This window comes from Hydrogenobacter sp. T-2 (assembly GCF_033971325.1).
GTDB classification, from domain to species: domain Bacteria; phylum Aquificota; class Aquificia; order Aquificales; family Aquificaceae; genus Pampinifervens; species Pampinifervens diazotrophicum.
In genome coordinates this window covers 1,027,194-1,040,918 of sequence record NZ_CP117180.1, presented here as the reverse complement: position 1 = coordinate 1,040,918, position 13,725 = coordinate 1,027,194, and the positions used below count along the sequence as shown (strand labels likewise).

Genomic DNA, 13,725 nt, shown 5'->3' with positions numbered 1-13,725 from the left:
TTATACTTAACCTATGGCGAGTAAGAAGTGGGCTGTGAGCCTTTTGCTCATAGTCCTTTTTCCTATTCTCCTCACACTGCTTGTAGTTCGCCTTGCCTTTACAGACCTTTTTGTGGAGTTCCTATATAAAAGAGTAGACCTGCCACCAGACCCAATGCCCTATGAGCTAAGACTAAGCATAGCCAAACTTGGGCTTAGGTCTGTTCTTTCAGACAGTGGCATGGAGGAGTTTAAAAGCTCTGGACTTTTTAACGAAAGAGAGATAAAACATATGGAGGATGTAAAAAGGCTATTGAGTTTTTTCTTTGGCTTTTTGTATATTACTCTTCCTATTTGGCTTTTGGGCTTTTTTAGCCTAAAGAATAGAAAAGATATGGGAAAGGTTTTGTTCTTTGGAGGACTTCTTCTTGAGGTATTTGTCCTCTTTGTGTTAATTGCTTCTGCGGTTAACTACGATTGGCTTTTTACTGCCTTTCATAACCTTTTCTTTGACCCTTATTCCTGGCGTTTTAGAGACGAAGACATGCTTTTGAGAGTCTATCCCATGGACTTTTGGTTTAAGGCAACCTTGTATACTGCGGTAGGAGTTTTTCTTGTAAATCTTTTCCTTCAGACCCTTGGTTTTATCCTTTGGAGAAGAAGTTCCTGAGCTTCTCTTCCGCAGGTCCAGGCTTTCCTATGTAATAACCCTGTGCGTAATCTATGCCTAAGTCAAGGAGAATATCAATGGTTTCTACATTTTCCACATATTCCGCTACTGTTTTTATGCCAAGACCCTTTGCCACATCCACTATGCTTTTTACAAATATCCTGTCCACATGAGACCTCTTCATACTCTTTATAAATTCACCTTCTATTTTAAGAAAATCCACAGGAAGATACTTAAGGTAAAGAAAAGAGGCATAACCAGAGCCAAAATCGTCTATGGCGAACCTAAAACCTGCCTCTTTTAAGCCTTTTAGAAAACTACTCATCCTACCTATATCCTGTATCGCCTCCCTTTCTGTTATCTCAAAGACTATACGAGCAGTTTCAACGCCATAAGTCTTTGCCCTTTGCACCACATCCTTTATAAAGTCATCCGTAAGGTCCTGAGGAGAAAGATTAATAAACAATAGGATATCCTTTTTATCCTTAACAGAAGCTATCTTCTGAAACAATCCTTCTATCATGGCAATGTCCAGCTTTTGAACAAGCCCCATATCTTCTGCTATGTTTATAAACCTGCTCGCAGGAAGAAGGTCATCGTCCACTTTTAGCCTCATCAGTGCTTCAAAACCCTCAACTTTTTCAGTGCTTAGATTAACTATGTCTTGCAAGAATACTTCTATAGATGCCTTTTCAAGGCTCTCAAGAACCTTTCTCTCAATCCTTCTAAAGGATGTATAAATTTCTTTTACAGATTCCTCTACACTCTTTACCCTTCCTTTACCTTCCCTTTTTATATTATGCGTAAGGGCTTCACCGAGTGATAGTATCTCTTCCTTATTCTTAGCATCCAGAGGATAACATACTATACCCACGCTTAAACTTGCACGGATTTCCGTATCTCCAAAGGTTATCGGCGTATTGAGGACCTCTTGCCTTAGCCTCTCTGCTATATATTCCACCACACCCTTATTAGCCTTTGGCAGTATTACGCCAAACTCATCTCCACCCAACCTACCAGCGGTATCAAGCCTTCTTATCTTCTTTTTGAGCACTTCCGCAACATGCTTAAGAACCATATCTCCCACGTGATATCCATAAGTGTCGTTTATAATCTTGAAGTTATCCACATCAATAAAGAGCAAACATAAGGACTCTCCAGACCTATTAGCACTTTCTATTTCATTTTCAAGAATCTTTTCAAAGCTTTTTCTGTTATATAGCATGGTCAGTGGGTCGTATTCGGTCAAGAATCTTATACTTGCCTGGGCTTTCTCAAGGTCTTCTATGACTTTCATAAGTCTCACCACGTGGAAAAGTTGATTGCTTACCGTTTTCAAAAAGAGAAACTCCTCTTTGTCAAAGCCTTTGTCTTTCCTAAGTCCTAACAAGCCCGACTGGTAATAATTGCTTTCAAATTTACAGTAAATGTATTTATCTCCCGCTCCATACATATCTGGACTTTCCATTACCCTTTCCAAAAGTTGGTGAAGTTTAAAGTCAGGAAAGTTCTGCAAGAAACCACTTGAAAAAACCACTCTTTCTGGAAGCTCTGCATTCTTGTTCCACATGTAGAAAACACTTCCATCCATCTTAAGGGTATAGTCAAGCCTTTCAAGCACCTGTTTGGAAAAGGTATCTATGTTGTTGTATGCCTGAGTAGCGTATTCTGAGGTTTCTAAAAGAAGGTAAAGCCTTTGAAGTTCTCTGGTCTTTTCCTCTATTACTCTTTCAAAATTTATCAAATTGAGAAAGTATCCCAATAAAAGCCTCTCTACATTGAGGATATGTAGGTTTTTAAGAGGGCTTTCCGCATCTCTGTTGTATTCAGAGGTTATCTCTGTTATGACTAAATAATCTTCATAAAGGCTATAGTGATATTCTCTATCCAGATAAGTCTTACCAAGATTCTGCAAAAACTTACCCATTTCCATAGGCTCTATAGCAGGCATATCCTTCTTTTCCTCTTCATAAGCCTGAGCAAGCCATTTTTTATCTTTGAGGTCGTAAATAAAAAGGTTAGAAATACCATAGGTTGTGCCTTTTCCCAACTTTATGTAGAAAATATCTCCTTCCTTGAAAGGCTTTTCCTTCATTAGGAGAAACAAGAGCTTTCTTGTAGATTCCATTATAGCCTTTGACTCTTTTCTTACGCTTAGATAGAGCACGCTAAAGGTAAAGAGTCCATAACCCACCGCTCTATAAAAGGAGGCAAGAGGAACCATGAAGTCAAACACGTGCTTGTGGAGAGCAAGAGAAAAGGTAAAAACCGAAAGGGCGAGAAAACCTACAGAAAGACTTACATAGGGCGATACCCTTTCTCCAAAGACCTTTTTTCTGTATATGTAAACCGCAATAAAGGATAAAAGCACAAAACTTATAACATCGTAGGCAGTCTTATACCAAGTTGGCTTGACACTATCCATCTGTAGGAATATGGGAGGAAGATGGGAGTAATATAGGACAATTCCTAAGGAGGTAAAAAGGGAAAATAGTGTAAGAATTACTGGAAGCACCTTCTGGTTCACCTCTCTTGAGAAAAATTTTTCACTAAATATGCTTAGATAAAGAGCTACTATAACCATAGTTCTTGAAAAAAGATAAAGGTAGGCGGTTTTATGTCTCTTGTTTTCCGTTATAAAATCAGGAAAAAAGGAAAAGGATAGTATATGAAAAAGGTCTGGAATTAAAGCGGGTATTAGGAAAATTCCCAGTAAGTATAGCCTTCTACTTACAACTCTTTGACCAAGCGAAATTAGCGTAAGGCTCAAGTATAAGAGAAGAAAAAAGGTGCTTATTCTAAAGATAGATATACTTACCGCAAAGGCTTGCTTCGTAAGGACAAGATTATCTTGAAAGATATAGGCTATAAGAGATATTATAAAGCCTACGCTTAAGATTAAGTAGCCTAAATATTTAGTCATAACTTATATTCTACTCATTATAATCGTAAGAACCACTTGGAACTTTAGAGCTTATTAGTCTTAGGATAAAGTCCGCTACTTTTTCTGGAGGCTTTAGGGTCGTTGGGTCTTCATGTGGATATGCTTTTGCTCTCATCTGTGTTTTGGTGGCACCGGGGTTAAAGGCGTAAACCCTTATGTTCTTATCTTTTAGCTCCTCTGCCAAGAGTAGACTAAAACCTTCTATACCAAACTTGGAGACCGCATAAGCTCCCCAGTAGGGTGCAGGTCTTTTGCCAGCACCAGAAGACATATTAACTATAACCGAGCCAGAGTTCATGTGAGGAATTGCATATTTTGTCATGTAGAAAACTCCATTTACATTAACCCTTATAACCTCTTCCCACACATCTTCGGGATAGTTCTCAATAGAAACTCTTTCACCCAGAAGGCTTGCGTTGTTTACCAAAAGGTCAATGCGTCCCATATTCTGAACGCAAAAGCGGACAAATTCCATAACAGAAACCCTATCTCCCACATCACAGGCTCTTATGTATAGACTTTGAGGGTTTCCCAGCTCTTCTTTTAATCTTCTTAGGTCTTCTTCTTTTCTTGAACAGGTGCAAACTTGCCAACCCTCCTTTATAAGTCTTTCTACTATTGCCCTTCCTATACCTTTGCTTCCACCAGTTATTATGGCTCTCTTGTCTCTCATGGTTTATATTTTAAGGATATAATAAGGACCTGAAGGAGGTAGAAAATGCTTCTTAACCTTGAGGTAAGGACTCAGCTCAAAGACATATTTTCAAAGGAGCTAAAGGAGCAAGTAAACCTAAAGCTCTTCTCTCAAGCTATAGGCTGTGAGACCTGCCAAGTGGCGGAAGAACTTTTGAAGGAACTTGCGGATGTGGAACAAGAAAAGATAAAGCTGGAGGTCTACTCTCCTCTTGTAGACAAGGAAATAAGCCAGAAGTATGGTATTGACAGGGTGCCTACTATAGTGATAGAGGGCGACAAGGACTATGGCATACGCTACATAGGTCTTCCTGCAGGGCTTGAGTTTACTACTTTGGTTCAGGGCATAGTGCAAGTATCAAAGAGAGAGCCAAGGCTATCAGAGAAGACTGTGGAAATGCTAAAAGGCATAGACCTACCCATGGAGATTATGGTCTTTGTTACCACCTCCTGTGGATACTGTCCTTCCGCAGCCATAACTGCTATGAATTTTGCCATGGCAAACGATAACATAACCGCGCTAATAGTTGATGCCAGCGAGAACATGGACCTGGCAGAGAGGTTTCAGGTTGTGGGCGTGCCAAAGATAGTTATAAATAGAGGGCTTGCGGAGTTTGTGGGTGCACAGCCAGAAAACAGTTTCCTCGGGTATGTAATATCCGCCTACGAAAAGCTAAGGAGAGAAAATGGACAGGCTTGAGTATTTTAAAAGTTTGTTGGAAAAGACACCAGACAATCCTATGGTGCATTACTCTTTAGCACTGGAATACTACAAGCTAAGAGATTACCAAAACACCATAAGGCATATGGAAAAGTATATAAGCCTAAAGGAAGATGAGGGTGCAGGCTATCGCGTTCTTGCTAAGTGCTACGAAGAGCTTGGCGAATACGAAAAGGCTATAGAAGTCCTACAGGAAGGCGTGCAAAAGGCTCTAAAGCACAACCATCCAAGCATGGCGGAGGAGTTTAGGTCTTGGATAGAGCATTTAAGGTCTTTGCAGTCCTTTTAGGGTTTGTGGGTTTTTCCTTCGCCCAGGAGCTAAAAGCCTGCTATAGAGCTTATCTTTTCTTTATGCCTGTGGCAGAGACATGCATAACTTACAAACAGCAAAACAACAACCTTAAAGTTGAAAGCTTTGTGAGAACCATAAATGTGGGTAAGGCGGTAAAAAGGGTATACAACAGGGGTGATGCGGAGATAGAGCTTCCTGACCTTTCTCCAAGACGCTTTGTTTACTATCAAGAAGAGGGGGAGTTTAAGAGATATCAAGAATACATCTTTGGTGGTGGTAAGATAAAGACAACTGAGATAAAATATGTAAAACTGAGTGAACAAATTGAAAAGAAAGAAGAGAAGGAATATAACTACAGAGGCTATGTAGACCCTTATACAGCCAGCTTAATACTGTATAGAGATAGTGCAAGGGTAAACAAGGGCACAGTAAAGATGTTTTATGACGATAAGGAATACCTGCTACCCTACGGTGTTGTAGGAAGAGAAAAAATAGACACGCCAGCGGGCTCTTTTATTGCAAGAAAGATAGAAGTGCATCCTAATATAGAGACAAAGGGTCTACTAAAACCCAGAGGCACATGGTATTTGTGGATAGATGAGGAAACGAACCTGCCGGTTAGGATGGAATTAAAATTTGCTATAGGTTCTGCGTCCGCGAGGCTTGAGAGGGTAGATGGAGATAAAAATCTTCTTAGGAGTGTCTTAAGTGCAAAAAGGTAGGGTTATATAGCTTCCAAGAGTTCTTTCTTATACTCCCTCTTGTTCTTTTCTTGAGCAGATTGGGCTAAATTTGCTGGCTTTGTAATAGGTTTTTGAAAATTCTATGAAAACTCTACAGTTTTTGCTTGAGAAGTAAGAGGACTAATTGATAAAGCACAGAGGTTAAACCCACTGCGTAATAAAAACTGTGATGATGTTCTATAAACCATATAAGCCTGTAGGCAACAGCCATAAGAATTAGAGGAGACAATGCATTAAAAATGCCAATTAAGTGTTCTCTTGAAGAGGTTTTCTTGTCGTCACCAACTATCCTATTAAGGCTCAGTTTGTAGACTTTGAAATCTGTAGCAAAAGTCTTTCCTTCCCTTTGGGTAAGAAGTGAACCATCCTCAAAGGTGAGTGTTCCCGCTTCCACTCTTGCTTTCTTTGCCACAACCACGCCCTCATTAAACTTGAAAAATATACCTTCAAGGATGTTTCCATCTCTCCTTTCCACATATAAGGTGAACTGTCCGAAGGTGTGAAAGCTCTTTGAAGGAACGGAAGTTAATAGAATAGCGTAGTATTTTAGCGTAAGATGTCTCCTTACAAAACCAATATCCTCTTCGTTTAGTTTGCTAAACACAAAGGAAAGGGCAAAAATAACAGGAAGTAGCATAAAAATGCTTCTTGTATACAGATTAATAGGTCTTATTCCGAAGGACTGTATAACATGGAGTTTTTTGCTTTCTTTTAATTCAAAAAGCTGGAAGGCAAAAGCTATAAATAGTGCGGTTGGAAGCATGTAAGAGAAATAAAACAAAAACCATAACAAAAGAAAAGGCAAAGAGTCTCTCAAGGGCAGTTGAAACAGTATTTGGTCAAGTCTGATTATCTGGAATATGAGAAATAAAAAAGTAAATAAAAGGCTGATAATCAAAGCAAGTCTAAAAACCCTCCAAAAAAACCAACTAAATATCATTGGACTTTTATCTTACCCTTTAGCCTTTCCTTTTGGTTTGGTTCTCCTCTTTTACCTTGCATAAGCAGGTTATAGGCTTTTTTGTAATATTCCTGTGCTTCCTCCTCCTTTCCTAACTTGAGGAGGACATCTCCCATATGCTCGTATAGCACAGGGTCTTCCTTTTCCTTTTCAAGAGCCTTGAGAAGAAGCTCCTTAGCCTTTATGTAATCTCCACGGTAATACAAAACCCACGCCATACTGTCTATATATGCGGGGTTTTCTGGGTCCTTTTCAAGAGCTCTTGTTATGAGCTTTTCCGCTTCATCCAATCTTGCACCTTCATACCAAAGGAGAAGAGAGTATCCAAGATGGTTCAAAAGCTCTGGGTCATCGGGGTTTAGCTCAAGAGCTTTTTTGAGGTCTTCTTCCGCAGACAGTATCTTGCCCAATTTGTCGTAGATTATTGCTCTTAGGAAATAACCTCTGTAATCTCTCGGGTTTATTTCCACTGCTTTGTTTACGTATTTAAGAGCCTCCTCAAGTTCTTCCTTCTCACTGTAAAGGCTTCCCGTAATAAGGTTTAGCTGATAACTGTTTGGGTCTACCGCAAGAGCCTTTTTGAGTAAGTCTTCTGCTTTTTGGTATTCTTTCCTATCTATGTATATAACTGCCAGTCTCTCAAGGATCTTTGGGTTGTTGCCTACCTTTTGCTGAAGGTTAAGATATATTTCAAGAGCTTTGTCAGTTTCCTTTTCAAACTCAAGAAGGAGTGCATAGCTATAAGCCACGTCTGGATTATCTGGGTTTTCCCTATACAGATTCTCTAAAAGTTCTTTAGCCTTTTTTGTATCTCCAGACCTTATAAGGATAAGGGCATACTGATACAGATAATCGCCGTCGGGATAAACTTCTGCCAGCCTTTGGTAAACATCCTTTGCTTCTTCATATCTGCCTGTTATTGCATATATGTTTGCAAGCCTTTCTAAGGCACTTCTGTTGGTTGGGTCTTGTTTGAGTATGTCCTTGTATAAGCTCTCCGCCCTTGAGTATTCTCCTCGCTGTTCGTATATGCTTCCAAGGGTTATAAAGCCAGCTTCAAAGTCTCCTCTTACCTTTAGAGATTTCTCAAGGTATTCTATGGCTTCTTGCTGTTTACCCTCAGAAAGGGCAATTCTTGCAAGCATAAAATAGGGTAGAGGGTTTTCTGGACTGACCTCTGCCAGCCTTGTAAGCACACTGTGAGCCTTTGGGATATGTCCTCTTCTAAGATATTCCTCCGCTAAAAAGACCATTATCTCCCTTGACTCTGGGTTCTTTGAATATCCATCCTCAAGGGCTCTCAAGGCTTTTTCTCCTTCTCTTCTTATACTGTATACACTATGGAGCAGAAGATATGGGTCAGGCATATTAGGATACTTTGACTTAAACTCGTTGGCAACCTTGAGTGCCATATCGTTTTTTTTCAGCTGAAGGGCTAACCTCACAACGTCCACATACAAGGATGGCGTTGGTGCTCTTCCAAGGGCTCTCAGGCAATAGCTTTCAGCTTTGAGTGGTTCTTTCTCTTGATAGAGCCTGCAGAAAACATAATCGGTGTATGGATTGTAAGCTAAGGATACACCAAAGAGCAAAAGGAAAAAAAGCACTCTCATTCTAAACTCCTATGTATAATAAGAGAAACTTCCAAAGACCTCAGAAGCTCCGAGGATGTGCTTCCAAGAAGCACCCTCTTTAAGCCAGAAAGACCTCTACTTCCCAATACCACTATGTCTATGTCTGGGTCTTCCTTCAAAAAGTTCCTTATACCATCTGCAGGAGACCTATCCTCAAGTATATAGGCTGAGGCTGTAAAGCCGGATTCTCTAAGCCAGTCCTTAATTTTTTCAATATGTTTTAACTTTTCTTCCCTGTATTTTTCACTTAGAACATCCCTTATTCCTTCAACGAGTGGCAGTTCAATAGTTTCTTCCACATGTAGAAGAACTATATGAGGAGAAAAGGGCTTTAGTAGGTTTACAGCAAATTCAAGGGCTTTTTTTGCATGCTCCGAGAGGTCATATCCTATAAGGACCTTTTTTATACCCTCTGGTTCCTTTCCCTTTAGCACAAAAACAGGCTTTTTTGAATACTTCACAACCTTTTCTGTTGTTGAGCCAACTAATATCCTTTCCACAAGACCCTTTTTGTGACTTCCCATAAAGACAAGGTCGTATGCCTCTTCTTTCTCTAACACCACCTCCGCAGGCTCTCCTATTTCTACGAGAATTTCCACTTCCAGAGGCTTTAAAAATTCCACGAGACCTTTTAACCTCTCCTTTGCCTCTTCCTTCTTTCTCTCCTGAAGCTCTGCCAGTAGCTCAAGGTCTACTGTGCTCATACCAAAGCTCTCTGGATAGGGAAGGTAAAGCACGGGAGACACTGTATGAAGAAGATGGACCTTGGCATTGTGGGCTTGGGCAAAGAGTTTCACTACTCTAATAAGCGGGTTTGTTATCTCCGTAAAGTCAACTGGTGCAAGGAATTTCATCTTCATCTCCTCCCTTCAAAATTACTAAAAAGCTCTAAGAAGTCTACACTCACTTCACATCCATCTAGTTTAAAAACCCTATCTAACTTTTCTCTGTATTTCCCATCCACAAACTCAAAGACCTTTACCATCTTCTCATCAGGATAAACAAGGACAAAGTATTTCACGCCTTGCATCTCACACAGCTCAAACTTAAGACCTTCATCCATCTGCCTACTACTTGGAGAAACTATCTCCACCACCATCTGTGGCGGGCTTTCCACCCTCTCTGGAATTTCTCCACACAATACCATTAAGTCTGGTCTTATGACCGTGTCAAAGGATACATACCAATCAAGCTCCACGTAAACTTTGCAAGTGCTACATTCTTCCTGCAAAAAAACATTCCTTAAAAAAGCACCAAGTTCGTTAAGAAGGTATTGGTTTATAGGTCTTGGCGAAGCCATAGCATATGGAATGCCCTCTATTAACTCCCAGTCCCCTTGCCATCTAAGATAATCTTCCACCGTATAGTGTGGTCTATACTTATAGGCTAAGCTCATGAAACTCCTCGAGGTTTAATTTAAGCACTCCCTGTATAAAGGGAAAGCATAGGTCGTTCCCCGCATAAACATCCGTTCCCATAGAGAAGCCTTTGGTTAGTGCCACTTTGGCACCTGCCTCTTTGGCTATAAGAGAGCCGGCAACCACATCCCATGGGTTTAGCTCAAATTCTAACAACCCATCAAAGACACCCTCTGCAAGAAAGCAAAGGTCTACCGCTGCAGCGCCGGGTCTTCTCATTGCACCTACCTTGTCAAAGACCTCTCTGAATATGTTCCAATAAGAATTCAAGTTCCTTTTTGCCCTTGAGGGATAACCATAGGCAACATAGCACTGCTTGAGCTGAGCCTTTTGCCTTATCCTTATAGGCTTTCCATTTTTGAAGGCACCACCCCCCTTTAGAGCCCAGTAGAGGCTGTCAAAGGCAGGTAAGTATACCGCTCCTACAATAGGCTCTCCTCTGTATAAAAGCCCCACAGAAGTTCCGAAAATTGGAAAGCCTGCTATGTAGTTCTTTGTCCCATCAAGAGGGTCTATATACCACACATATTCACCGTCCGCAGAGCCTCCCTCTTCTTCTCCTACTATCTTGTGGTCTGGTAGGTGTTTTTGTATGTGTTCTCTAATCCTTTCTTCCGATAGCTTGTCCGCAAGGCTGTATATGTCCTTTTCCCCCTTTTCCATTACAAGGTTGTCTTCTTTTCTGTAAAACTCCTTTAGGACTTGTCCTCCCAAAAGGCTTGCCTCTTTTGCGACCCTTAGGAAAAGCTCAAGCTCACGCATCGTCCAACACTTCTATACAAGGAAGGCTGTTGCCCTCTAAGAGCTCCAAAAAGGCACCACCACCTGTGGAGACAAAGTCTATGGCGTTATACACTCCAGCTCTGTGTATGGCATGGTCTGTATCTCCTCCACCTGCTATGGTAAGAGCGGGAGATTGAGCAAGGAGTTTTGCGGTCTCATAGGTGCCATCTTTGAACCTATCAAGCTCAAACACACCCATGGGTCCGTTCCACACTATGGTCTGAGCGTCCGACACTATCTCCCTCAAAAGAGCTACAGAGACAGGACCTATGTCAAGACCCATCCAACCCTCTGGTATTTCTTGCCATGGGACTACCCTTGTGGGTGTATTGTCTGAAACCTCTCTGCCTATGACAAAGTCTACAGGAAGATAGAGCCTCACATCCAGCTTTTGAGCGACCTCTAAAATGTCCTTTGCGGTTGGAATTAGATCGTCCTCCACAAGAGAGTTCCCCACCTTGTAGCCCATAGCCTTTATAAAGGTAAAAGCCATAGCACCACCTATAAAGAGCTTGTCCACCCTTTTGAGAAGATTCTTTATAATTCCCAGCTTTGAGGAGACCTTTGCACCCCCTATTATGGCAACCACAGGTCTTTGTGGGTTTACCATAGCCTTCTCAAAGTAGCTTATCTCCTTTTCAAGTAAAAAGCCCATCACCGCAGGTTTTAGAATCTGTGGAACAAGGTATACAGAAGCATGCTTTCTGTGGCAGGTGCCAAAGGCGTCGCTCACATAGACCTCTCCAAGTTTTGCCAGACTTTTGGCAAACTCCTCCTGCCCTTTACTTTCTCCTTCGTGAAACCTCAAGTTTTCCAAAAGCACCACATCCCCCTCTTGCATGCTCATAACCTCTTTTTCCACCTCTTCACCTACACAGTCAGGAAGGAGTTTAACATCTCGGTTGAGATATCTTGAGAGCCTCTTTGCCACAGGTGCAAGGCTAAACTTTTCATCTCTTCCCTTTGGTCTTCCAAGATGAGACATAAGAATTATCTTCGCTTTTGCGTCCAGCAGATACTCAATGGTTGGCAGGCTTGCCCTTATTCTCGTATCATCTTCTATGTTCCCAAGCTCGTCCATAGGCACATTAAAATCCACCCTTACTAAAACCCTTTTACCCTTTAGCTCCACATCCCTAAGTGTTTTCTTTCTAAATGGCATAGCTCCACCTCCTAAAAGTCAAAGTCTATATCTTCGTCATCAAACTCAGGGCTTCCGTTTGTTTCAAAGATGCCTCTCAAATTCAAAGCAAGTCTTTTGATGTTCTCAAGGTAAAAGACTATATCCTCGTAAACCTCAAGGAGTGCCTTGTATCTTTTTATATCTTCATAGCTCAGTTTTCTTGTCCTTAAGAGCTTCTTTATTGCTATTCTTGACACAAAGGCTCTTGAATACTTCTCCTGCCATTCCTTCCAAAATTCTTGAGTATTGACTGGAGCTTTGACAATAAAGTATTCAAGGTTTGATAATTCTTCCATGAGGTTTAGGTCAAGGGTGTTTTTCACGGGACTACCTCCTTTTAGAAATTATAACCCATTAATTCTCTTAGCTTTTTTATAGGGTCTTGGCTTTTCATAAGGCTCGTCCCCACAAGAAAAGCGTCAACTCCCGAGTTCTCAAGCCTTAGAACCTGCTCACGGTTTTCTATACCGCTCTCCGCTATCACAAACCTTGCTCCCATCTCCTTTATCTTTGGTGCAAGCCTTTCAGAAAGGCTTATGTCTACCTTAAGGGTGTCAAGGTCTCTGTTGTTTATGCCTATTATGTAAGCACCAACTTTTAGAGCCCTTTCCGCTTCCTCAAGGCTAAAGACCTCTACAAGAGGAGAAAGTCCCAGTTTTTTGGAGTATTCCAAGAGGTCTCTCAGTAGCCCATCCTCTAAAATCCTAACTATTAGAAGCACTATATCCGCACCATAAGCCTTTGCTTCAAGAACCTGCACAGGGTCAAGGATAAAGTCCTTTCTAAGCAAGGGAAGGTTTACTATCTGTCTGACTTCATACAAGTCCTCAAGAGAGCCCTTAAAGAACTTCTTATCTGTAAGCACAGATATGGCTACCGCGCCGGCTTTTTCGTATAGTTTGGCTTGTTCCACCGCGGATATGTCTTTTATTCTGCCTTCGGAAGGCGAAGCCCTTTTGACCTCCGCTATTATCCTTGTCCTACAGGAGCAAAGAGCCTTCTCAAAGGAAAAGAAGGAGTCCCTAAGGCTTACCCTTTCCTCCAAAGCCTTTATGTAGTCTGGGTCTTTCCTTATCTCAGTCTTCTTGTTCTCAACTATTCTTTCCAAAACTCCTATGGATAGACCCTCCTGTATTCCTTACCTTCCTTCTTGTATATAGCCTCTACACCAAAGCCTTCTTTTTGTAGTTGGTCGTATATCTCCTTTGCCTCCTTGTAGCCATGAACCGCAAGCACCACACCGCATCTTGGGTCAATCTCATCGGGTATGGGTATGAGCTTGGCTCTGCCCTTTAGAAACTTCTCCGCCCTTGTGCCTTCCGATATGGCGGTAAAGGTTATAAAGTGGTCAGGTTTTTTGATAAAAGGATTTAAGCTCATGAGGATGTGCCTTACATGGAGCTTTACTCCAAGAGAGTGGAACTTGACCCAATACCATAGAGAGGGTTCTATGGCTTGAGAGCCTTTTCTTAAGACCGCAACCACTTTGCCATCTTCCTTCTTGAGACTTACAAGCTCATTACCCGTCTGACCGCACCAGCTTAGTATATCCCTTTCAAAGCCTGGGTCTGTGGATATAACAATGAGTTTTTGACCTTCCTTTAGCTTCCTCATTTTTTCTGAAGTCATCACCACAGGCAAAGGGCACATGAGCCCTGTAAGGTCAAGAACCTCTTCCTTTTCCTCTAGAACCTCCATGTTATC

15 protein-coding genes are annotated in these 13,725 nt (G+C 41.4%); 4 read left to right on the top strand and 11 right to left on the bottom strand.

The window, feature by feature from the left end; all coding sequences use genetic code 11:
• Positions 1 to 13 precede the first annotated feature (13 nt).
• A complete protein-coding gene (locus IAE16_RS06010; protein WP_323699859.1) occupies positions 14 to 649 on the top strand; it encodes a TIGR01906 family membrane protein in 636 nt (211 codons plus the stop codon).
• Here IAE16_RS06010 and IAE16_RS06005 read toward each other — a convergent pair.
• Positions 624 to 3,572 (bottom strand): bifunctional diguanylate cyclase/phosphodiesterase, encoded by a 2,949-nt coding sequence (locus tag IAE16_RS06005; protein ID WP_323699858.1) that lies wholly within the window; start codon positions 3,570 to 3,572, stop codon positions 624 to 626. The two genes, IAE16_RS06010 and IAE16_RS06005, sit on opposite strands and share 26 nt — an antisense overlap.
• Before the next feature lie 10 nt (positions 3,573 to 3,582).
• A complete protein-coding gene (locus IAE16_RS06000) occupies positions 3,583 to 4,266 on the bottom strand; it encodes an SDR family NAD(P)-dependent oxidoreductase (protein WP_323699856.1) in 684 nt (227 codons plus the stop codon).
• 45 nt (positions 4,267 to 4,311) lie between these two features.
• Between IAE16_RS06000 and pdo the strand changes: the two genes are divergently transcribed.
• From pdo to IAE16_RS05985, 3 genes are read left to right on the top strand one after another with little or no spacing between them, the layout of a single operon-like run.
• The gene (pdo, locus tag IAE16_RS05995; RefSeq protein WP_323699855.1) at positions 4,312 to 4,986 is read left to right on the top strand and encodes a protein disulfide oxidoreductase; all 675 of its coding nucleotides are present in this window, start codon (positions 4,312 to 4,314) and stop codon (positions 4,984 to 4,986) included.
• Positions 4,973 to 5,296, top strand: coding sequence for a tetratricopeptide repeat protein (locus IAE16_RS05990; RefSeq protein WP_323699854.1), 324 nt, complete (start codon positions 4,973 to 4,975; stop codon positions 5,294 to 5,296). The genes pdo and IAE16_RS05990 overlap by 14 nt, the downstream gene beginning before the upstream one ends.
• Complete coding sequence (locus IAE16_RS05985) at positions 5,260 to 6,021, top strand: DUF3108 domain-containing protein (RefSeq protein ID WP_323699853.1); 762 nt, start codon at positions 5,260 to 5,262, stop codon at positions 6,019 to 6,021. Before IAE16_RS05990 ends, IAE16_RS05985 begins: the two co-directional genes overlap by 37 nt.
• A 112-nt stretch (positions 6,022 to 6,133) precedes the next feature.
• Here IAE16_RS05985 and IAE16_RS05980 read toward each other — a convergent pair whose 3' ends face one another.
• Genes IAE16_RS05980 through IAE16_RS05940 form a run of 9 tightly spaced genes read right to left on the bottom strand, consistent with a single transcriptional unit; the run spans position 6,134 to position 13,719 of the window.
• A complete protein-coding gene (locus tag IAE16_RS05980; protein WP_323699852.1) occupies positions 6,134 to 6,982 on the bottom strand; it encodes an LptF/LptG family permease in 849 nt (282 codons plus the stop codon).
• The gene (locus IAE16_RS05975; RefSeq protein WP_323699851.1) at positions 6,979 to 8,616 is read right to left on the bottom strand and encodes a tetratricopeptide repeat protein; all 1,638 of its coding nucleotides are present in this window, start codon (positions 8,614 to 8,616) and stop codon (positions 6,979 to 6,981) included. The genes IAE16_RS05980 and IAE16_RS05975 overlap by 4 nt, the downstream gene beginning before the upstream one ends.
• Positions 8,613 to 9,491 (bottom strand): universal stress protein, encoded by an 879-nt coding sequence (locus tag IAE16_RS05970; RefSeq protein WP_323699849.1) that lies wholly within the window; start codon positions 9,489 to 9,491, stop codon positions 8,613 to 8,615. The genes IAE16_RS05975 and IAE16_RS05970 overlap by 4 nt, the downstream gene beginning before the upstream one ends.
• A 2-nt stretch (positions 9,492 to 9,493) precedes the next feature.
• Positions 9,494 to 10,033, bottom strand: a complete 540-nt coding sequence (locus IAE16_RS05965; RefSeq protein WP_323699848.1) for a Uma2 family endonuclease — start codon at positions 10,031 to 10,033, stop codon at positions 9,494 to 9,496.
• A complete protein-coding gene (locus IAE16_RS05960; protein WP_323699847.1) occupies positions 10,017 to 10,817 on the bottom strand; it encodes an inositol monophosphatase family protein in 801 nt (266 codons plus the stop codon). Before IAE16_RS05960 ends, IAE16_RS05965 begins: the two co-directional genes overlap by 17 nt.
• On the bottom strand, positions 10,810 to 12,000 hold the full coding sequence (locus IAE16_RS05955; protein ID WP_323699846.1) for a phosphoglycerate kinase: 1,191 nt from the start codon (positions 11,998 to 12,000) through the stop codon (positions 10,810 to 10,812). The genes IAE16_RS05960 and IAE16_RS05955 overlap by 8 nt, the downstream gene beginning before the upstream one ends.
• A gap of 11 nt (positions 12,001 to 12,011) precedes the next feature.
• Entirely contained in the window at positions 12,012 to 12,344 is a 333-nt protein-coding gene (locus IAE16_RS05950) for a hypothetical protein (RefSeq protein ID WP_323699845.1), read from the bottom strand.
• Between the two features lie 14 nt (positions 12,345 to 12,358).
• Positions 12,359 to 13,129: an indole-3-glycerol phosphate synthase TrpC gene (trpC, locus tag IAE16_RS05945; RefSeq protein ID WP_323699844.1), complete on the bottom strand. Its 771-nt coding sequence runs from the start codon at positions 13,127 to 13,129 to the stop codon at positions 12,359 to 12,361.
• Between the two features lie 5 nt (positions 13,130 to 13,134).
• Positions 13,135 to 13,719 carry a sulfurtransferase TusA family protein gene (locus tag IAE16_RS05940; RefSeq protein WP_323699843.1) on the bottom strand — a complete coding sequence of 195 codons (585 nt, stop codon included), beginning with the start codon at positions 13,717 to 13,719 and terminating at the stop codon, positions 13,135 to 13,137.
• Positions 13,720 to 13,725 lie beyond the last annotated feature (6 nt).